19 protein-coding genes are annotated in these 18,466 nt (G+C 72.0%); 13 read left to right on the top strand and 6 right to left on the bottom strand.

Features of this window, described 5'->3' with window-relative positions; all coding sequences use genetic code 11:
* Positions 1-21 precede the first annotated feature (21 nt).
* A complete protein-coding gene (locus tag ACZ516_RS19330; protein WP_361079884.1) occupies positions 22-276 on the top strand; it encodes a hypothetical protein in 255 nt (84 codons plus the stop codon).
* A gap of 354 nt (positions 277-630) precedes the next feature.
* Here the strand turns inward: ACZ516_RS19330 and ACZ516_RS19325 are convergent, their stop codons facing one another.
* A complete protein-coding gene (locus tag ACZ516_RS19325; RefSeq protein ID WP_469011180.1) occupies positions 631-1,527 on the bottom strand; it encodes a diacylglycerol kinase family protein in 897 nt (298 codons plus the stop codon).
* A gap of 196 nt (positions 1,528-1,723) precedes the next feature.
* Here ACZ516_RS19325 and ACZ516_RS19320 point away from each other — a divergent pair, with 196 nt between their 5' ends.
* Positions 1,724-3,007 (top strand): adenylosuccinate synthase, encoded by a 1,284-nt coding sequence (locus ACZ516_RS19320; protein WP_358587636.1) that lies wholly within the window; start codon positions 1,724-1,726, stop codon positions 3,005-3,007.
* A 159-nt stretch (positions 3,008-3,166) separates the two neighbouring features.
* The gene (locus tag ACZ516_RS19315; protein WP_361079889.1) at positions 3,167-3,775 is read left to right on the top strand and encodes a Uma2 family endonuclease; all 609 of its coding nucleotides are present in this window, start codon (positions 3,167-3,169) and stop codon (positions 3,773-3,775) included.
* Positions 3,776-3,794: 19 nt separating this feature from the next.
* Here the strand turns inward: ACZ516_RS19315 and ACZ516_RS19310 are convergent, their stop codons facing one another.
* The 3 genes from ACZ516_RS19310 to ACZ516_RS19300 all read right to left on the bottom strand — a co-directional run bounded on the left by ACZ516_RS19310 (position 3,795) and on the right by ACZ516_RS19300 (position 5,473).
* Positions 3,795-4,313 carry a hypothetical protein gene (locus ACZ516_RS19310; RefSeq protein ID WP_469011179.1) on the bottom strand — a complete coding sequence of 173 codons (519 nt, stop codon included), beginning with the start codon at positions 4,311-4,313 and terminating at the stop codon, positions 3,795-3,797.
* Positions 4,314-4,388: 75 nt separating this feature from the next.
* Positions 4,389-4,637 (bottom strand): DUF397 domain-containing protein, encoded by a 249-nt coding sequence (locus ACZ516_RS19305; protein ID WP_469011178.1) that lies wholly within the window; start codon positions 4,635-4,637, stop codon positions 4,389-4,391.
* Complete coding sequence (locus ACZ516_RS19300) at positions 4,634-5,473, bottom strand: helix-turn-helix domain-containing protein (protein WP_358587628.1); 840 nt, start codon at positions 5,471-5,473, stop codon at positions 4,634-4,636. Before ACZ516_RS19300 ends, ACZ516_RS19305 begins: the two co-directional genes overlap by 4 nt.
* 145 nt (positions 5,474-5,618) lie before the next feature.
* On the opposite strand from ACZ516_RS19300, the gene ACZ516_RS19295 reads away from it, so the two are divergent.
* The 4 genes from ACZ516_RS19295 (at position 5,619) to ACZ516_RS19280 (ending at position 7,777) form a co-directional block, all read left to right on the top strand.
* Positions 5,619-6,017, top strand: coding sequence for a hypothetical protein (locus ACZ516_RS19295; RefSeq protein ID WP_358587626.1), 399 nt, complete (start codon positions 5,619-5,621; stop codon positions 6,015-6,017).
* Positions 6,018-6,180: 163 nt separating this feature from the next.
* Positions 6,181-7,005, top strand: coding sequence for a hypothetical protein (locus ACZ516_RS19290; RefSeq protein ID WP_469011177.1), 825 nt, complete (start codon positions 6,181-6,183; stop codon positions 7,003-7,005).
* Between the two features lie 119 nt (positions 7,006-7,124).
* Entirely contained in the window at positions 7,125-7,388 is a 264-nt protein-coding gene (locus tag ACZ516_RS19285) for a hypothetical protein (protein ID WP_358697803.1), read from the top strand.
* Complete coding sequence (locus ACZ516_RS19280) at positions 7,385-7,777, top strand: PIN domain-containing protein (protein WP_358697805.1); 393 nt, start codon at positions 7,385-7,387, stop codon at positions 7,775-7,777. The genes ACZ516_RS19285 and ACZ516_RS19280 overlap by 4 nt, the downstream gene beginning before the upstream one ends.
* Before the next feature lie 50 nt (positions 7,778-7,827).
* Here the strand turns inward: ACZ516_RS19280 and ACZ516_RS19275 are convergent, their stop codons facing one another.
* Entirely contained in the window at positions 7,828-9,846 is a 2,019-nt protein-coding gene (locus ACZ516_RS19275) for a serine/threonine-protein kinase (RefSeq protein ID WP_361079899.1), read from the bottom strand.
* A 409-nt stretch (positions 9,847-10,255) separates the two neighbouring features.
* Here ACZ516_RS19275 and ACZ516_RS19270 point away from each other — a divergent pair, with 409 nt between their 5' ends.
* From ACZ516_RS19270 to ACZ516_RS19250, 5 genes are all read left to right on the top strand, one after another.
* Positions 10,256-11,068: a VTC domain-containing protein gene (locus tag ACZ516_RS19270; protein ID WP_469011176.1), complete on the top strand. Its 813-nt coding sequence runs from the start codon at positions 10,256-10,258 to the stop codon at positions 11,066-11,068.
* A 225-nt stretch (positions 11,069-11,293) separates the two neighbouring features.
* Positions 11,294-12,652 (top strand): aspartate aminotransferase family protein, encoded by a 1,359-nt coding sequence (locus ACZ516_RS19265; protein WP_361079903.1) that lies wholly within the window; start codon positions 11,294-11,296, stop codon positions 12,650-12,652.
* Between the two features lie 217 nt (positions 12,653-12,869).
* Positions 12,870-13,568 carry a GntR family transcriptional regulator gene (locus tag ACZ516_RS19260; protein WP_358698052.1) on the top strand — a complete coding sequence of 233 codons (699 nt, stop codon included), beginning with the start codon at positions 12,870-12,872 and terminating at the stop codon, positions 13,566-13,568.
* Complete coding sequence (locus ACZ516_RS19255) at positions 13,565-16,183, top strand: glycosyltransferase (RefSeq protein WP_469011175.1); 2,619 nt, start codon at positions 13,565-13,567, stop codon at positions 16,181-16,183. Before ACZ516_RS19260 ends, ACZ516_RS19255 begins: the two co-directional genes overlap by 4 nt.
* Before the next feature lie 123 nt (positions 16,184-16,306).
* The gene (locus ACZ516_RS19250) at positions 16,307-16,957 is read left to right on the top strand and encodes a hypothetical protein (RefSeq protein WP_358582788.1); all 651 of its coding nucleotides are present in this window, start codon (positions 16,307-16,309) and stop codon (positions 16,955-16,957) included.
* 84 nt (positions 16,958-17,041) lie between these two features.
* Here ACZ516_RS19250 and ACZ516_RS19245 read toward each other — a convergent pair whose 3' ends face one another.
* On the bottom strand, positions 17,042-17,797 hold the full coding sequence (locus tag ACZ516_RS19245) for an SLATT domain-containing protein (RefSeq protein WP_358582791.1): 756 nt from the start codon (positions 17,795-17,797) through the stop codon (positions 17,042-17,044).
* A gap of 279 nt (positions 17,798-18,076) precedes the next feature.
* On the opposite strand from ACZ516_RS19245, the gene ACZ516_RS19240 reads away from it, so the two are divergent.
* Positions 18,077-18,418: a YbaB/EbfC family nucleoid-associated protein gene (locus ACZ516_RS19240; RefSeq protein WP_358582793.1), complete on the top strand. Its 342-nt coding sequence runs from the start codon at positions 18,077-18,079 to the stop codon at positions 18,416-18,418.
* Positions 18,419-18,466 lie beyond the last annotated feature (48 nt).

Genomic DNA, 18,466 nt, shown 5'->3' with positions numbered 1-18,466 from the left:
GGGCACAGAAGGAGCGCGAACATGCCGAATGACGAATCGGAGGGACCGTCGGGCCACCCGCGCCGCGACGGCGAACGCGGCGAGGGCCACGCCTGCACGCCGGAGGAGCTGGCGTTCCTCCTCGGCGGACTGCTCGTCGAACTGGGTACGAAGATCCAGGAGGCCGGCGTGGAGGGCGTACGGATCATCACAGAGGCCGAGGCCCAGCAGACCCACCTGCACTGGTTCCGCGAAGGCTGGACCCAACACGCCCAATCCACAAACCCCACCCCCTAGCCCTCCAGGGGCGCGGGGAACTGCGCAAACCCCCAACGCACCCGCACCCACCCAAGCACCCCAGCCACCCACCCCCCCCCAGGGGCGCGGGGAACTGCGCAAACCCCCCAACGCACCCGCACCCGACTAACGAGCGCAAGGTCGACCCACCCCAGGGGCGCGGGGAACTGCGCAAACCCCCCAACGCTCCCGCACCCACCCAACGAGCCCAGGCCCCACCCACCCCCCAGGGGCGCGGGGAACTGCGCAAACCCCCCAACGAACCCGCACCCACCCAACGACCCCAAGGCCGACCCTCCAGGGGCGCGGGGAACTGCGCAAACCCCCCAAAGAACCCCCCGCACCCCCCACCCCTCACCGAGGCAACGTCAACCCCCACGCCCCCGCCCGAACCGTCCAGGTCCGCGTACGAACAGGCCCCCCCACCACCGCATCCGCACAAAACCGAAAATCCGCCCCAGAGATGGTGACCGCCCGCGCCCACACCCCCAGGGCCCCCGCTTCCGCCCCCACAGAGACCGGCCGCACCTCGACCCGCGCCAGCCCACCCTCCCCCGCACTGATCCGCACACCCTCGACAGGCTGGTCCAGGTCGATCAACGTGACCCCATCCGCCTCGACCCGCAACCGCGAAGGCCCCGCCCCCGCCACCGCCGCCACCCGCGAGGGCCGCGCGGCAAGGGTCCGTACGAAGGACTGACAGGTCCGAAGCCAAGCGTGCCCCTCCCCGGCACCGGCCGGGGACACACCCACGGAAAGACGAGACAGCCCAACCCGCGCACCCGCACCCGCCCCCGCCCCCGAGGCCGGCACCGCCCCCACCCCCACAGGAGGAATCCGCAACTCCCCCAACACCACCCCATCGCTCTCGTCCACCAGCAGATCCAGCCGCCGCTCGGCCCCTTCCAGGACGGCCCGCGCCGCAGCGACCGCCCCGGCGGGCACCCCGAGCGCCCGCGCGAGCGTCTGCGCGGCCCCGACGGGCACGAGGGAGAGCGTGGCCCGGGCCAGCCCCCGCTCCCGGTGCAAGGCCTGGACGGCCCGCAGCAGCGCACGGTCGTCACCGATCACCACCGGCCGCCGCGCACCCCGCCTGGCCAGCGCTTTCGCGAAGTCCTCGGGACTGTCCGGCAGGCAGATCCGCAGGTTCGCGCCCGCACCGAGCACGTCCTTCGCGATGCGTACCGACTCGCCGTCCGCGCGTCGGGCGACCGGGTCGATGACGACTAGGAGCTGGTCGCGAGCCGACAACGTGCTCCCTTTCTTTTAGCCGTTCTTTGAGACCTCGGGTAGCATCTTTGTGCAAGAGCCCCTTGCGCTATTGCGCCAGGGGCTTCGTCTATTCCGGGGCAGCATCCGAGGCACACTCGGGCCGTACACGCCACACCCATACGGGGGCGACGGCCCCTGACCTTGGACATGCCCCGCCCGGAAGGGGTGTACGCCTGTGCCCGCACTTGTGCTGCTCGGTGCTCAGTGGGGTGACGAAGGCAAGGGAAAGGCCACTGACCTGCTCGGTGGCTCCGTGGACTATGTAGTGCGATACCAGGGCGGCAACAACGCCGGCCACACGGTCGTCGTCGGCGACCAGAAGTACGCACTGCATCTCCTCCCTTCCGGGATCCTCTCCCCGGACTGTGTCCCGGTCATCGGCAACGGAGTCGTCGTCGACCCGTCGGTCCTGCTCTCCGAGCTGAGCGGTCTGAACGAGCGCGGCGTCGACACGTCGAAGCTTCTGATCAGCGGAAACGCCCACATCATCACGCCGTACAACGTGACGGTCGACAAGGTGACGGAACGCTTCCTCGGCAAGCGCAAGATCGGCACGACCGGGCGCGGCATCGGCCCGACGTACGCCGACAAGATCAACCGCACCGGCATCCGCGTGCAGGACCTCTACGACGAGTCGATCCTTCAGCAGAAGGTCGAAGCGGCCCTGGAGATCAAGAACCAGCTCCTCACGAAGCTCTACAACCGCCGCGCGATCGAGGCGGAGCAGATCGTGGAGCAGCTCCTGGAGCACGGCGAGAACATCAAGCGGTACGTCGCCGACACCACCCTGATCCTGAACAACGCGCTGGACGAGGACAAGGTCGTCCTCTTCGAGGGCGGCCAGGGCACGCTCCTGGACGTGGACCACGGCACGTACCCCTTCGTCACCTCGTCGAACCCGACCGCCGGCGGCGCCTGCACGGGCACCGGCGTGGGCCCGACGAAGATCAGCCGGGTCATCGGCATCCTCAAGGCGTACACGACGCGGGTCGGCGCGGGCCCGTTCCCGACCGAGCTGTTCGACCAGGACGGCGAGGACCTGCGCCGCATCGGCGGCGAGCGCGGTGTGACGACCGGTCGTGACCGCCGCTGCGGCTGGTTCGACGCCCCGATCGCCCGCTACGCGACCCGCGTGAACGGCCTGACGGACTTCTTCCTGACCAAGCTCGACGTCCTCACCGGCTGGGAGCAGATCCCGGTCTGCGTGGCGTACGAGATCGACGGAAAGCGCGTGGAGGAACTCCCCTACTCGCAGACCGACTTCCACCACGCGAAGCCGATCTACGAGATGCTGCCGGGCTGGTCCGAGGACATCACCAAGGCCCAGACCTTCTCGGACCTGCCGAAGAACGCGCAGGCCTACGTGAAGGCGCTGGAGGAGATGTCCGGCGCCCCGATCTCCGCGATCGGCGTGGGCCCGGGCCGCACGGAGACGATCGAGATCAACTCCTTCGTCTGATCCGCCCGCCCCGCGAACGGGGCTCAGCTCACTCTTAGGGGTGGGTCGCACATCAACGCGACCCACCCCTTTGCCTTGCCCGGAAGACTGACGGACATGACAGCGAGCGGCGCTACGGTGGGAGAGCATCTCCGTCATGCCCGAGCGAGGAGTAGCCCGATGAGCGCGCAGCCGGTGGAGTCGATCAAGCCGACGGTCACGTATCGGCAGCTCATGGAATTGGCCGAGGAGTACGAGGCCGTGGCGGAGAACCGTGGCCGCGTGGCGCGGGCAGACATCACGAACCAGGAGATCACCGTCCACATGATGTCCCCCTCCAACCCGCATGGCGAGCTCGTGATGGAGATCGGCTTCCAGATCCGGAGCCAGGATGGTGACGCGGTCGCCCTCGCCGAGAATCGAGTGCACCGTCCCGACCTCGGTCTCTGCCGGACGGCAGACCTGTTGGTCCTGACACGCGAGGCCCGCGATGGGCAGCCCGAGGACTTCGCCGTGTTCGCCCCCGACGTATCCATCGCCGTCGAGGTCGTATCCCCCTCGGACCCGGGCCGCGACTACGTCACCAAACTCCGCGACTACCCCCGCATGGGCATTCCCGTCTACGTGATCATCGACCCCCGGGACGGCACGATCACCGTGCACTCCGAGCCTGACACGTCCGCCGGGGAGCCCCGTTACGGGGACACGCGTCGCTACAAGTTCGGCGACACCGTACAGATGGGCGCCTGGTCGGTAGAAACCGGCGACTTCCCCCGCTACCGCACCTGACAGGACCGCTCCTCGGCGCCTACCGCCGGCGCCGGTAGTACGCGAACGTAAGAGCGAGCAGCAGCGGCCCCCACAGCGTCATCAGCCCGCTCACCGTCATGGCGAGGACGTTCCAGCCGTCGGCGTAGGGCCAGGCGTCCGGACCCTGGGTGCAGGCCAGGCGGAGCCAGTCGGCGCACAGCGCACTGAAGAGCAGCCCCGCGAGGGCCCCGGGCACGATCACGGCGGCGGGCGGAACGCGGCGCCCGCCGAGGCGGGGGAGCCAGGCCGGGAAGACCTCGCCCCAGGGGCGTACGAGGCCGAGGCCCAGCAGCGCGGCGAGTTCGGTGAGCAGGCTCAGCCCGAGCACGTAGGGCGTGTTCCACCACGCCGGATCCGGGGCTGCCCCGCCCATCCCGTACCCGAAGGCGAACGGCAGCCGCCACACGCAGACGGGCAGGGCGAGCAGGGAGAGGGAGCGGGCGGCCCGGACGGTCCAGGCGGACGCCGGGGCGGCGACGGTGCGGGCGGGGCGCTGGTGTGCGGCTGCGGTGGTCATGCCTCCAGCCTCGCGGCGAGCGCGGCGCGGCGGATCACCTCCGTGGCCGGTCCGCCTCCCCCGCGCGGGGGAGCGCTACTCGGCCCAGGAGACGAACGCGGCCCAGGCCCCCGCCGAGACGGCGAGGGAGGGCCCCCCGGGATTCTTGGAATCCCGGACGTGCGTGGTCGCGCCGGGGGCGCGGGGGCAGGGGGCGACCTCGACGCATTGGCCGCCACCGCTGTCGCTGTAACTCGACTTGCGCCACTCGTAGGCGGCTTCCAGGCAGTTGCCCCCACCGCCGTCGCTGTAGCTCGACTTGAACCACCGCAGAGTGCTGCTCATTTGCGCTCTTCTCCTGCCAACCGCTCGATGAGGCTCAGCGAGTCGTCCGGGCTCAGAGCCTGTGAACGGATCTTCGCATAGCGGTGGGAGAGTTGGGACACCTTGACGGCATCGCTGACGAGCTGGCTTTCATCCTCGATCTCCAGATAGACCACGTGGTGGTGCTCCTCCGTTTCCACCAGGATCATGGGGCCACGATCGCCGGCGTGTGCACCACGCAATCCGCGCTCCAGGGGCAACACCTGCACGTTGACGTTGTCCCGCTGCGCGTCCTCGGCCAGCGAGCGGAGCTGCCCGCGCAGGATGTCCCAGCTCCCGAAGGGCCGCCGCAGCACGGACTCGTCGAGGATCAGCTCGATCATCGCGGTCGGCTGCCGGTCGAAGAGGGCTCGGCGGGCCATGCGAGCCTCGACCAGCTCCTCCACCTTGTCCTCGGACAGTTTTGGATAGCCACCGCCGATCAGCGCGCGGGCGTAGTCCTCACTCTGGAAGAGCCCGTCCACAACGTACGTCTGGTACGAGGACAACGTCACCGCCTGCGCCTCCATCAGGGAGAAGTCCTTGAACTGAGGCGGGTACTTGTCCATCAGGACGTACTCGCGGGCCTTCTCGAAAACACCTAGCCCCGCGCCGATCGTCTCCCCCAATTTGACCAGCATCTGGTCACTCGGCGGCTGCGCGCACGTCTCCATCGCGCTGATCGCCGATCCGGTGTAACCGGTCATCGCGCCCACCTCGGTCTGGGAGAGCCGCTGCTGCTCCCGCAGGGCCCTGGCCAGGGCGGCGACGAGGTGGGTCACGCCGCCCGCCTCGTCCTTGTTCGCGGACCGCGCCATCGAGGTCACCTCCGAAAGTATTCCGAACTCACCGGATCTCAACCGATCTCAACCGGTCTCAACCCCGCTCGGCCCGTTTCCGACCGTGCGCGGCAGTCGACTCAGAGTCATGGAAAAGCTATCCTCGCGCCGCTTGGCTGAACCCATGAACACGCACAACGCGCAGGCCGACTGGATTCCGGCGACCGGCCTCCAACTCCGCAAGGCGGGCGTCCAGTTCGACGCCGTACGAGTCGACGGCGACCGGGGTCGCGCCCTCGCCGACGAGCTGGCGCGGCTGACGGGCGGCGACCCGGGGCCGATCGTGGAGGAGGCGAACGGGCGTCGCGGGGTGTACTTCCTCGTCCCGGTCGGCAGCACGTCGCACCGGCCGTGGCCGGACGGCGTCACGCGCCTGACCGCCGCGCCGGGACACGTGTCGTACGTACCGGTACCGGCGCTGGACGGCCATACCTGGCCCCTGAGTTGGCGCTACCGCCCCAGCGGCGCGGACCGCCGCGTACACACCCTGCTGCTGCACACCGCGCTTAACTCGCACGAGTGAAGATGACGAACGCGACCTGCACAAAGGCCAGTTCAGACTTGCGCGCGGCACTTTGCGTGGGCATAGAGTCGCCGCCAATGGCGCGGCCGGTCGGCGGCGCATGAAGTTGCCCCCACGGTGCGGGAACACCTGGGGGCTCGACACCCGGAGCGAAGACCTCCAAATGCGCATCCATCGTACGACGCCCACGCGCGCGTTCTCCAGCTTCGCCAACTCTCTTCTCCGCGACAGGTCCATCTCCTGGTGCGCGGCAGGCGTACTGATGTACCTCCTCAGCCTCCCGAACGGCGCCCGTGCCACGGTCCGTTCGCTCGCGGAACAGCGCAAGGAAGGGCGGATGCGGGTCGCCGCCGCCCTGCGTGAGCTGGAGGAATCCCGCTATCTGCGGCGGGCCGTCCACAAGGACCGCGAGACGGGCCAACTCTTCACGGTCTACGAGGTGTTCGACGCCCCGTACGACGAGGAGCCCCCAGAGGGTGACGCGGAAAAAGTTCAAAACCTGGCTCCCGGCGAGTCGGCATCCGGGGCGGCGGGCGCTCTCCCTTCGGGAGAAAAGACCAGGGAAGAAAAACCTCCCTCCCCGGAGCCGCCGGCGCAGCGCGGCGCCGAACCCCCGAGCGCCGCCGAACCGCTGGGCGTCGCGGCCCAGCTACTGGCCTCGCTCGGCAGGCGGGACCCCCGTCTCGCGCTCGGCGCCGCCGACGCGGTCCGCCTCGCGCCGCTCGTGGAGGAGTGGTGGGCGGCCGGCGCGAGCGACGCGATGGTGCGGGCCGCGTTGACGCAGGGGCTGCCGTCCCGGGTGTACTCGGCGGCCGCGCTGGTCAAGGACCGCCTGCGCCGCAAGCTGCCCGCGCCTCCGCCGCGTACGCCCCGCGCGGGCGAGGAGCGGCGCGCACCCGGCCAGCCGGGATTCGTCGCGGCGGCACTGCGCGGCGGGGCGGCGGCGAGAGCGGCGCTACGGGGCGCGTCGGCCCCGCTCCTGGCCTGACCGGCGGCCATAAGACTCCCGGCCCACGACCGTGCGGCCGGGTCCCCCATCCGAAAGGAAACGGAATGACCACGTTACTGGAGCGGCCCGAGACGGTATACCGTCAGTATACTGTCGTCATGGCTGACACCACCGTCAAGGTTGACCCCGCTGTCCGCGACCGGCTCATGGTGCTCGCCCGCGAGCGCGGCATGACCATGCGCGACCTGATCGCCGAGCTGGCGGGAGCCACTCCCACCAAGGAGGAGCTTCAGAAGCGGTACGAGGAGGCCAAGGCGTACTGCGAGACGCACTTCGGCGTGACGCTGACGGACGAGGACCACGACAGGGCCGAGAAGGTCTGGCAGGACCTGGAGGCCGGTCGGCCCGTGGACAGCCTGTGAGCGGGTCGACGGCGGTGATCTACGACCAGACCGCCCTGCTCGCCCTGGGGTCGGGCAACCGGCTCGCCTCGCAGTTCATCTCCAACACCGAACACGGGCCGACCCGGCACGTCTACGTACCGGCACTGTGCCTCGCGGCGGCCGACGGGATGCGCAAGGGCCTCGCCGATCACGTGGGCGCGTTGCCCGCCGCCGAAATCGTCGAGTTGGACTTCGCCGGGGCCTCGGCCCTGGGCGCGCTCCTGCGTGACGGGGTCGAGTGGCGACTGGGGCAGGCGGTCCACCTGTCCCGGCCGACGCCTGACTGGCCGGACGGCCGGCCCGTGGTGACGACCGAGCCGAGCCTGTACGCGGACATGCCGCTGGTACGGACGATCCGGCTGCCGTAAAGGGCGACGGGGGCGAGGTCTCGGGGTCTCGCCCCAGGCGCGGCGGGCGCTCAGCCCGACCGGTCGTACGTCAGCTCCCCCGTACCGTCCGTGTTGGCGCGCCGCAGCTTCCCGTTGCCGAGGATCGTCACGACGCTCGCCTTGCCGGGCGTGCACGCCGACATCGGCTGCCCCTCCGTGATCTCGGTGGGCCCGATGTGCAGGCGGTCGCCGGACGCGGACTCCAGCTTGCCCTCGAAGACGCAGCGGTAGGTGCCGCCGCCGTCCGTCGGTCCCTCGGCCACCAGCGACAGGGCCGTGTCCCCGGTATCGCCCTGCTGGATGGTGAGACTGCGCGTGTGGTGGCCGAACTTGTTGTCCAGGCCGCCCGACCACGTGCCGACGTACTTGTCCGGGACGGTGCCCTCCTCCTCGGTGGGGGAGGGGGTGGGCGACGTGGACGGGTCCGGCTCCGGGGAACTGGGGCCCGGGGTCCGGGGCCCGCTGCTCGCCGAGTTCTTGGCGTCGTCGCCCCGCTTGGTGTCGTCGTCCTTGTTGTTCATGACGGCGTAGACGGTGCCGCCCGCCCCGATGGCCACTATCAACGCGACGACGATCAGCGCGGCGCTCGAACGGCCGCTGCGGCGCGCCGGTTCGTTCTGCGGCACGGGCAGCGGGGTGTACATGCCCGGACCGTAGGGCGGCGTCGGGCCGAAGCCGGCCGGGGGCTGCTGCGGGTAGCCGTAGGCGCCGGGCTGCGGGTGCTGGTGTGCCTGCTGGTGTGCCTGCTGGGGATAGCCGTACGCCGGGGCGCCCGCCGGCGGCATGGGCGGCGGAGTGGGCGTGTGCGGCGGGGCCTGGCCCCCGACCATGGTGGGCAGATGGTCGAGCGGCGCGGCGCCGGGCGCGCCGGGGGGCGGGGGAGTGGCCCCGCCACCGGCCGCCGCCCCACCGGAGGCCGCTGCCGCCGCGGCTGCCGCTGCGGCCGCCGCGGACACGGCCGCGCCCGCGCCGTCGGCCCTCGCCTCGGGGGAGCGGGCCGGGGGCCCGTCCGACGATCCCGCACGGTCCGGCGAACCGGCGGCTCTATCTCTGGACCCGTCCGCACCGTCCGCTGCGGCGTCGGGGGACCCCTCCGTGGCCACGACGGTCGCCACCCGGGGCTCGTCCGGGTCCTCCGCGTCCAGCAACTGCACGGCGTGCCGCCCGAGTTGGGCGACGAGGGCGCCCGGCAGCCAGGGATCGCGCGTGCGGCCCTCCGCGCCGAGGGTGTCCTGCGCGCCCGTGCGCTCCAGGACGTCGTCGAGAGTGGGCCGGGAAGCCGGGTCCTTGCGCAGGCAGAGCGCGATCAGCTCGGCCAGGTTCTCCGGGAGCCCGGACAGGTCCGGCTCCTCCTGCGCGATGCGGAACATCAGCGCGTGCACACCGCTGTTGGCCGTGCCGAAGGGCAGCGCGCCCGAGGCGGCGTACGCGAGGACGGAGCCGAGGCAGAACACGTCGCAGGCCGGCGTGATCCGGTCCCCGCGCACCTGCTCGGGCGCCATGAAACCGGGCGAGCCGACCAGCGCGCCGGTGCGGGTGAGGCCACCGTCGGTGACGGTCTCCAGGGCGCGGGCGATGCCGAAGTCGATGACGCGCGGGCCGTCGATGGTGACCAGCACGTTCGACGGCTTGAGGTCGCGGTGGACGATGCCCGCCGCGTGGATGTCCTTCAGGGCGCCCGCGAGCCCGGCCGCCAGGATGTTCACGGACCGCTCGGGCAGCGGACCGTGGTCGCGCGAGACGACGGTCTGCAGCGAGGGCCCGGCCACGTACCCGGTGGCGACCCACGGGATGGCGGCCTCGGTGTCCGCGTCCAGGACGGGCGCCGTCCACGCGCCGCCGACCCGCCGCGCGGCCCGCACCTCCTGCCGGAAGCGGTTCCTGAACTCCTCCTGCTCGGCGAGCTCTTGGCGCACCAGCTTCACCGCGACCGTGCGGCCCCGCCCCGAACGCGCGAGGTACACCTGCCCCATGCCGCCCGCGCCGAGCCGCGCCAGCAGCCGATACGCGCCGATCCGCTGCGGATCTCCGGGACCGAGCTTTTCCATCGCCGCACCGACCTCCCCCATTGGTGTGCAACAGGGTGAGAACTCTACGGGCCGTCCATACGGTCCATCAGACGAGGTCCCACCTACGTAGAGCCCACATCATGGGCGCTTTCTCCGCAGCCGTCGACGGAATCTGTGACACATCCGTGAGACGACCGGCGCCCGCGCCGTGGCGACTCCCCTCACCGGACGGCCCCTGGATCCGACCCCCACCTCACCGGGAACCGCACCTACGCCAGGCCACGTACGCATGTTTACGGAAGTCCACTTCCGTCAGTCGGAACCTTCGATACCGTTCGGGGAGTTCAGAAGAAAACCGCCCGACGCCCCGACGCCCCGACGAGGAACCGCGACGACACCGCACGACCCGGTCCCGCACGATCGCCCCCAGCCGCCCGAAGGAGACCGTGTGAACCCCGCCGTACGCGCCATCGCCCGCGCCGCGCTCGCCGCGCACCCCATCGCGCTGGACGAGGTGAACGCCCACGCGCAGCTGCTCGCCCGCCACGACAACAGCTACCTCGTGCCCGTCGAGATCTTCGAGGACCTCGCGGCGCTGCTGACCGACCCCCGGCGGCCCCGCGGCCCCTTCCGGGCGCTCAGCATCGGCGGCAAACGCTGCTTTCGCTACCACTCGACGTACTACGACACCCCCGAGCTGGGCACCTTCCACGACCACCGGCAGGGCCGGCGACCCCGCTACCGCATCCGCGAACGGGTCTACCGCGACAGCGGCGAGCGGCAGTTCGAGATCAAGCTGAAGGGCGGCCGGGGCGAGACCGTCAAGCACCGCCAGCGGCTCGAAGGCGCCGACCACGCCCTGGACGAGGCGCGGCAGGGCTTCCTCGTCGGCGTGCTGCGCGGCTCGTACGACATCGAGGCCCCGCACGGCCTGGTCCGCTCGCTCGTGACCGACTACCAGCGGGCCACGTTCGTCGCCGACGGGCAGCGCGTCACCTGCGACGCGGGGCTGGTCGTCCGGGACACCGCGACGGGCCGCACGGCCGCCGCCGACAGCGGGCTCGTCCTCGTCGAGACCAAGACCAGGAACGAGGGGCACCTGACCGACGCCGACCGGGTGCTGCACCGGTTCGGGGTGCGGGTGGCCGACTTCACGAAGTACTGCGGGGGATACGCGGCGGTCCGCCCCGAGCTGGGGAGCGGCAGATGGGCCCGGGCGGCACGGACGGCGTTTCCGCGCGGGGCACGGGCGGGGAGGTGAGGGGGAGCGTGACGCCCGCGCTGCGGCCATAGGCCACCGCGCCGGACACCGCCCCCGCCACCGCCCCCCGGCCTTGGCCCCGCCACCGCCCCCTGGCCTTGGCCCCGCCACCGCCCCGGCCATCGCCCCCGGCCACCGCCATGCGACACAGTGTCGGGTTCCGCTTCTCACGTCAGACAGGACGCCCATGTCGTGTCCACTGGGCGGACATCTACCCTCGGCCCCATGACCCCTCAGCCGAACCCGCAGGTCGGCGCCGCCGTGAAGGCCGCTGACCGCGCCCACGTCTTCCACTCCTGGTCCGCGCAGGAGCTCATCGACCCGCCGGCCGTCGCCGGTGCCGAAGGCTCGTACTTCTGGGACTACGACGGGAACCGCTTCCTCGACTTCACCAGTGGCCTCGTCTTCACCAACATCGGCTACCAGCACCCGAAGGTCGTCGCCGCGATCCAGGAGCAGGCGGCGACGATGACGACGTTCGCGCCCGCCTTCGCCGTCGAGGCCCGCTCCGAGGCCGCACGCCTCATCGCCCAGCGGACCCCCGGCGACCTGGACAAGATCTTCTTCACCAACGGCGGCGCCGACGCCGTCGAGCACGCCGTCCGCATGGCCCGTCTGCACACGGGCCGCGCGAAGGTCCTCTCCGCGTACCGCTCGTACCACGGCGGCACCCAGCAGGCGATCAACCTCACCGGCGACCCGCGCCGCTGGGCCTCCGACAGCGGCTCGGCGGGCGTCGTCCGCTTCTGGGCGCCGTTCCTGTACCGCTCCCGCTTCTACGCGGAGAACGAGCGGCAGGAGTGCGAGCGGGCCCTCCAGCACCTGGAGGACACGATCGTCTTCGAGGGCCCGCAGACGGTCGCCGCGATCATCCTGGAGACGATCCCCGGCACGGCGGGCATCATGACGCCGCCGCCCGGCTACCTCGCGGGCGTCCGCGAGATCTGCGACCGGTACGGCATCGTCTTCATCCTGGACGAGGTCATGGCGGGCTTCGGCCGCACCGGCGAGTGGTTCGCCGTGGACCACTTCGAGGGCGTGGTGCCGGACCTGCTGACCTTCGCCAAGGGCGTCAACTCCGGGTACGTCCCGCTGGGCGGTGTGGCGATCTCCGGCGCGATCGCGGAGACGTTCGCCCGGCGCCCCTACCCGGGCGGACTCACGTACTCCGGTCACCCGCTGGCCTGCGCCGCGGCGGTCGCGACGCTCAACGTCATGGCGGACGAGGGCGTCGTCGCCAACGCGGCCCGCATGGGCGCCGAGGTCATCGGCCCCGGCCTCGCGGAACTGGCCGAGCGGCACCCGAGCGTGGGCGAGGTGCGGGGCGTCGGCATGTTCTGGGCGCTGGAGCTGGTGAAGAACAGGGAGACCCGCGAACCGCTGGTGCCCTACAACGCCACCGGTGAGGCGAACGCCCCCATGGCGGCGTTCGGCGCCGCCGCGAAGAAGAACGGCCTGTGGCCGTTCATCAACATGAACCGCACCCATGTGGTGCCGCCGTGCACCATCACGGAACAGGAGGCGAAGGAGGGCCTCGCGGCACTGGACACGGCACTGACAGCAGCGGACGCCCACACGGCCTGACCCCGGCCCCCGGGAAAAACCCCACCCGCCCACCCCTGGACCCGGAGCAACGGGCGGGTGGGTGGGAAACACCCGCCCGGGGCCGACCAGGCACCCGGATGCCAGCCGACGGCAGGCCGGACCCCCACCGCGTAGTCTGACGTGCCCACGCCCTCCCAAAGGGCCAGGAAAGACGACCGCACCAGGCGACCACGCCAGACTCCGTGGGGGAACCCAGATGCCCGGCACCGACGGCCCCGCCGTCATCCGCAGCACTCTGCGCCAGCAGATCGCCGACGCCCTGCGCGACGAGGTCCTCGCCGGCCGCCTGGAGCCCGGCCAGGAGTTCACGGTCAAGGAGATCGCCGAGCAGTACGGCGTCTCCGCGACCCCCGTACGCGAGGCCCTGGTGAACCTCACGGCGCAGGGCCTCCTGGACGCCGACCAGCACCGCGGCTTCCGCGTCCACGAGCACACCCTGGACGACTACCGCCGCATGCTGGAGGCCCGGGGCCTGATAGCCGACGGCATGTTCCGCGACCTGGCGCGGCACGGCGACGCCCGCGGCGACATGAGCGACGCGCTGCTCTCCGTACGCCGCAGGGGCGAGGAGGCGGCCCGCGCGGCCTGCGCGGGCGACCTGAACGTCCTGATCGGCTACGACCTGCGCTTCTGGCGCGAGCTGAGCGCCCTCTTCGGCAACCCCCACCTCTCCGACTTCCTGCACCGCCTGCGCGTGAAGTCCTGGGTCTGCGCCGTCACCCACCTGCGCCGCTGGAGCGAGGAGGGCGGCGGCGAGCTGCGCGGCGCGCTGTGGTCCCGGCACACGGAGCTGGTCGACGCCCTCGCCCGCCGCGAGCCCGCCGCCGCGCACGTCATCGTCAGGGAGTACAACGCGCACTCCTTGTCCCTGATAGAGCGGCTGGCCGCGGCATGAGCACCCACGACCTGACGGTCGTCGTCCCCGCGTACAACGAGGAGCACCGCCTCGCCCCCACCCTCACGGCCATAAGAACCCACCTCGACACGCTCCACCGGAACGAAAGCCCCGCCAGTCACGAGGCCCCCGCCACGGACGAACGCCCCGCCAGCCCCCACAGCCCCACCGCAGACGCCCGCCCCGCCCCGGCCAAGCGCACCCCCGACGACCCCACATGGGAACTGATCGTCGTGGACGACGGCTCCACCGACCGCACCGCCGAGATCGCCGCCGAGGCCGCCACCGCCGACCCCCGCGTCCGCCTGATCCGCGCGGAGCGCAACCAGGGCAAGGGCCACGCCCTGCGCCTGGGCGTCCTGGCCTCCCGGGGCCGCCGCGTCCTGATCACCGACGCCGACCTCGCCGCGCCCATCGCGGAGCTGGACCACCTCGACAAGGCGCTCGCGGACGGCCACACCGCGGCGATCGGCTCCCGCGCCCGGCCGGGCGCCACCATCGGCGCCCACCAGCACCGCCTGCGCGAGCTGCTCGGCCGGACCGGCAACTTCCTCATACGCTCGGTCGCCGTCCCCGGAGTCCGCGACACCCAGTGCGGCTTCAAGCTCTTCGACGGCGACCGCGCCCGCGAGGCCTTCGCCGCCTCCCGGCTGCGCGGCTGGGGCATAGACGTCGAGATACTCCAGTACTTCCGCCGGGCGGGCTGGCCGGTCGCCGAGGTGCCCGTGCGCTGGTCCCACCAGGAGGGCTCGAAGGTCCGCCCGCTGGACTACGTCAAGGTCCTCGCCGAACTGACCCTCCTCAAGGCCCGCGCGATCCGCCCCCGGCGCGCGAGCCAGGACGCGACCCGCCGCCGCGGCCCTCGCACCCCGCACCGCGCGGACGTCCTGGTCGCGCTCCTCTTCCTGATCCTGTCGGTCGTCCTGTACGCACAGCGCTGGATCTCGCCGGCCCACCGCTACATCCCGGACTCCATGCAGGACCAGAACCAGTGGGAGTGGTTCTTCGCGGTGACGGCGGACAACGTCCGCCACCTGCACAACCCGCTCTTCACCACCCTCCAGAACTTCCCGGACGGCGTGAACCTCATGGCCAACACGGTCATGCTCGGCCTCTCCGTCCCGCTGGCCCCCGTGACCTGGCTCCTGGGCCCGGCGTTCGCCCTGAACATGGCGATGACCGGCGGCCTGGCCGCCACCGCCGTCGCCTGGTACTGGCTGATCCGCCGGCGGCTGGTCGCCCACCGGGGCGCGGCCGCCGTCGGCGCGGCCCTCGCGGCCTTCGCGCCCCCGATGGTCAGCCACGCCACCGCCCACCCGAACTTCATCGTCCTGTTCATGATCCCGCTGATCATCGACAGGGCGCTGCGGCTGTGCGAGGGCACCAGGGTCGTACGCGACGGAGTCGTCCTCGGCCTGTTCACGGCGTATCAGATCTTCCTCGGCGAGGAACCGCTGCTGCTCGCCGCGCTCGGCATGCTGCTGTTCGCCCTCGCCTACGCACTCGCCCGCAGGGACGTGGCGCGGCGGTCCTGGCGCCCGCTCGCCCGGGGCGTCGGCGTGGCCCTGGCCGTCGCCCTCCCGCTGGTCGCCTACCCCCTGTACTGGCAGTTCTTCGGCGCCCAGAGCTATCAGAGCGTGCTGCACGGCGACGGCGCGGGCAACAGCCCGCTCGCGTTCGTCGCCTTCGCGGAGCGCTCCCTCGCGGGCGCCGCCGAGAGCGCCGACGCCCTCGCCCTGAACCGCACCGAGCAGAACGCCTTCTACGGGTGGCCCCTCACCGCCCTGGCCTTCGCGATCGTCGTACGCATGGGGGAGCGGGCGGTGGTCAAGGCGCTCGCCTGCACCGCGCTCGGGGCGGCGTTGCTCTCGCTCGGCCCGAAGTTCCGGATCCCGCTGACCGACATCGTCCTGCCGGGCCCGTGGGCGGCGATCCGGCACCGCCCGCTCTTCGAGTCCGTCATCGAGGGGCGCGTGGCGATGGTGTGCGCCCCGGCGCTCGGCATGCTGCTCGCGCTGGCGCTCGACCGCCTGCTGGCACCCCGGGCGGGCGGCCCGCGATCCGCCCGGTACGCGGGTCTCGCCGCCGTCGCCCTCGCCCTGCTGCCGATCGTGCCCGTGCCGCTCGACGCCGTGGACCGGGCCGAGGTGCCGCCGTTCATCGCGCGGGGCACCTGGCGCGCCCACCTCGGCGCGGACGAGACGCTCGTACCGATCCCGGTGCCCGACGCGGCCCACGCGGAGGCCCTGCACTGGCAGACCGTCGCCGGCCTCGGCTTCCGCCTGCCCGGCGGCTACTTCAACGGCCCCTGGGGCCCGGACCGCGTCGGCATCTACGGCCCCGTGCCTCGCAACACCTCCAACCTCCTGCGCCACGTCGCCGACACGGGCCGCGTCCCGAAGATCACCCCGGCCTGGCGCGAGGCGGCCCGCGCCGATCTGGAGTTCTGGCGCGCGGGCGTCCTCGTCCTGCCCCCGCAGCAGCACGACGCGGCCCTGCGCACGACCGTCGAGGCACTCGTCGGACGGCCGGCGCGGTGGGTCGACGGTGTGTGGGTATGGGACCTGTACGAGAGCACCGACCGCGGCGACCGGAACGCGCACGGGGGCAGCTAGCGGCCGGGGGGCGGCACTACGCTGCCAGCACGCGAGGCAACGCACAGCTACGCACACACAGGTGCGTCCGTACGTACATACCTGGACATACAGGCGTACCCCGATCCGACCCGAGGAGTCTTCTTGGCCTGCGACCTGTGGCTGGTCCCGCTCGTCGACGTGTTGTGCCACAGCCCCGACAACCCCTTCGCGGAAGAGATCGCCGCCTACGACAAGGCGCTCCACGCGGCCGGTCTGCCGTCCGTCCCCGTCTTCGCGTACATGCCGGGCCTGTCCGGCGACGTCGCCCCGGTCGCGGGTTTCGACTACGACGCGCTGCACTTCCTGCGCCGCGCCTACCTCCTGCGGATCTGCGGCCTGGAGGTCACGCCGGTGGACGCGCTGGGCGGTGACTACGAGCAGCTCCTGGAGATGTTCGACGCCACGGCCCAGCAGTCGCACCTGGTCTGGCACTACGACCACGCCGGCGCGTACGTCCCGGTGGACTTCCCGGCGCCGCTGTCGAACGACGAGCTGCTCGCCGGGGGCGGCCCGCTGGGCTCCTCGCAGGCGCTCCTGCGCGAGCTGGAGTTCGTCGCCCCGTCGATCGGCATAGACCCGGCGAACCCTCCCCAGGCCCCGATGCCGCCCGCGGCGCCGACCGCCCTGGAGGAACCGGCGGCGCCCGCCCCCGCGGACGCGAGCCCCTTCGCCCGGGAACGCCATGTCTGGCTGGGCCTGCACGCGGCCACGACCCGCAGCCTCGCCCAGGGCTCGATGATCATCTACAGCTGAGCGCGCCAAGCCGCCGAGCACAGGACACGAGCCGCCGAGAACGCCGAGAACGCCGAGAACGCCGAGAACAAGGGGCCCCGGGCACTACCGGGGCTCCGGCGGCCGCTGGCGCGGCATGTTCGGCCGCGCCCCGGGCGGCAGCGGGAACCGCCCCGGCACGGCATGGACCTCCCGGGGCGGCACCCCGGGCACCATCGCCTGCATGACCAGCGGCACGGGGCCGGCCCGGAACTCCACCATCCAGTCCGAGGTCTCCACGCGCACCAGCTCCGCCAGGTCCTCGGAGAACTTCCGCAGCACCCCGAGGCACCGCTCCGCCGCCTCCCCGGCCGTGCCGTCCGTCGGCCCGAGCACCTCGCGCACGCTCTCCGACGCCCAGTCGAACTGGAACGCCTGCAACCGCCGCTGCACGGCCTGCGCGGTGGCCACGTCCCGCATCCAGCCCGACGTGAGCCCGAAGAACCGGTCGCACCCCACGCACGCCACCCCGGCGAGCAGCGCCACGAACCCCCAGGTGGCCACCCCCGCCACCGCTCCGGCCAGATCGAGCAGCGGCAGCACGCCCGCGCCCACGCCGCCCAGCGCGGCGCCCGCCCGCAGCAGGCGCGCCCCGCGCCGCTTGTGGCCGCGATCGGTGAGATACCACTGCGCCGTCTCCAGGGCGCTGCGCTCCACCCAGCGGTACAGCTCGTCCAGGCGCACGGCGGGCTCGCCCCAGTCGCCCGCCGGAAAGGCCCGCCCGGCCAGATCCCCCAGCCGCCGCCCGCCCGCACCGGCACCGGCACCCGCCCCCTGACCCTCGGGGGGCACCCCCTCGGGCTGCATCTCCGGCTGGCTCACCCGGCACTCCTCTACGAGATCCGTGACTGTTCTCCTGCGGCGACGCAACGTTCCGTACCGATGCGGTGCCCCAAGTCCTACCGCCCAATGGGTGGCCCTGAGCCCCGGTTCACGGCTTTTCCGCCCGGAAGAGGCGCTTGATCAGGTATAGGAGGTCGGCCGTTCTCACCCGAAAGAGTGCTGGGGCGACGGCACCCCTGACCACGTAGGCTCGTTTCAAGCGGAAAACCCCGCCCATGAACCCCTAGCCCCATGAACCCGTAGGAAAGGGAGCTGATCGTGATCCCCGGTGGTGGCCAGCCCAACATGCAGCAGCTGCTCCAGCAGGCCCAGAAGATGCAGCAGGACCTCGCGGCCGCGCAGGAGGAGCTCGCGCGCACGGAGGTCGACGGCCAGGCGGGCGGCGGCCTCGTCAAGGCGACGGTCACCGGCTCCGGCGAGCTGCGCGGCCTGGTGATCGACCCCAAGGCCGTCGACCCGGAGGACACCGAGACCCTGGCGGACCTGGTGGTCGCCGCGGTCCAGGCGGCGAACGAGAACGCGCAGACGCTCCAGCAGCAGAAGCTCGGACCGCTCACCCAGGGCCTGGGCGGCGGAGGCATCCCGGGCCTTCCCTTCTAAGAAACCCCTCGGCCATCTACCGTACGTAGAGAGTCGGCAGTCTCCTCA

It is taken from the genome of Streptomyces sp. NPDC034037 (assembly GCF_055575715.1).
The sequence above is the reverse complement of the archived record's forward strand: the minus strand, read 5'-3'. Positions and strand labels throughout refer to the sequence as shown.

Coding starts and splice junctions, on each gene's coding strand:
- ACZ516_RS19330 (WP_361079884.1), top strand. CDS start 22: ATGCCGAATGACGAATCGGAGGGACCGTCGGGCCACCCGCGCCGCGAC.
- ACZ516_RS19315 (WP_361079889.1), top strand. CDS start 3,167: ATGAGCGCGCAGCCGGTGGAGTCGATCAAGCCGACGGTCACGTATCGG.
- ACZ516_RS19310 (WP_469011179.1), bottom strand. CDS start 4,313: ATGACCACCGCAGCCGCACACCAGCGCCCCGCCCGCACCGTCGCCGCC.
- ACZ516_RS19305 (WP_469011178.1), bottom strand. CDS start 4,637: ATGAGCAGCACTCTGCGGTGGTTCAAGTCGAGCTACAGCGACGGCGGT.
- ACZ516_RS19300 (WP_358587628.1), bottom strand. CDS start 5,473: ATGGCGCGGTCCGCGAACAAGGACGAGGCGGGCGGCGTGACCCACCTC.
- ACZ516_RS19295 (WP_358587626.1), top strand. CDS start 5,619: ATGAACACGCACAACGCGCAGGCCGACTGGATTCCGGCGACCGGCCTC.
- ACZ516_RS19290 (WP_469011177.1), top strand. CDS start 6,181: ATGCGCATCCATCGTACGACGCCCACGCGCGCGTTCTCCAGCTTCGCC.
- ACZ516_RS19285 (WP_358697803.1), top strand. CDS start 7,125: ATGGCTGACACCACCGTCAAGGTTGACCCCGCTGTCCGCGACCGGCTC.
- ACZ516_RS19275 (WP_361079899.1), bottom strand. CDS start 9,846: ATGGAAAAGCTCGGTCCCGGAGATCCGCAGCGGATCGGCGCGTATCGG.
- ACZ516_RS19265 (WP_361079903.1), top strand. CDS start 11,294: ATGACCCCTCAGCCGAACCCGCAGGTCGGCGCCGCCGTGAAGGCCGCT.
- ACZ516_RS19260 (WP_358698052.1), top strand. CDS start 12,870: ATGCCCGGCACCGACGGCCCCGCCGTCATCCGCAGCACTCTGCGCCAG.
- ACZ516_RS19255 (WP_469011175.1), top strand. CDS start 13,565: ATGAGCACCCACGACCTGACGGTCGTCGTCCCCGCGTACAACGAGGAG.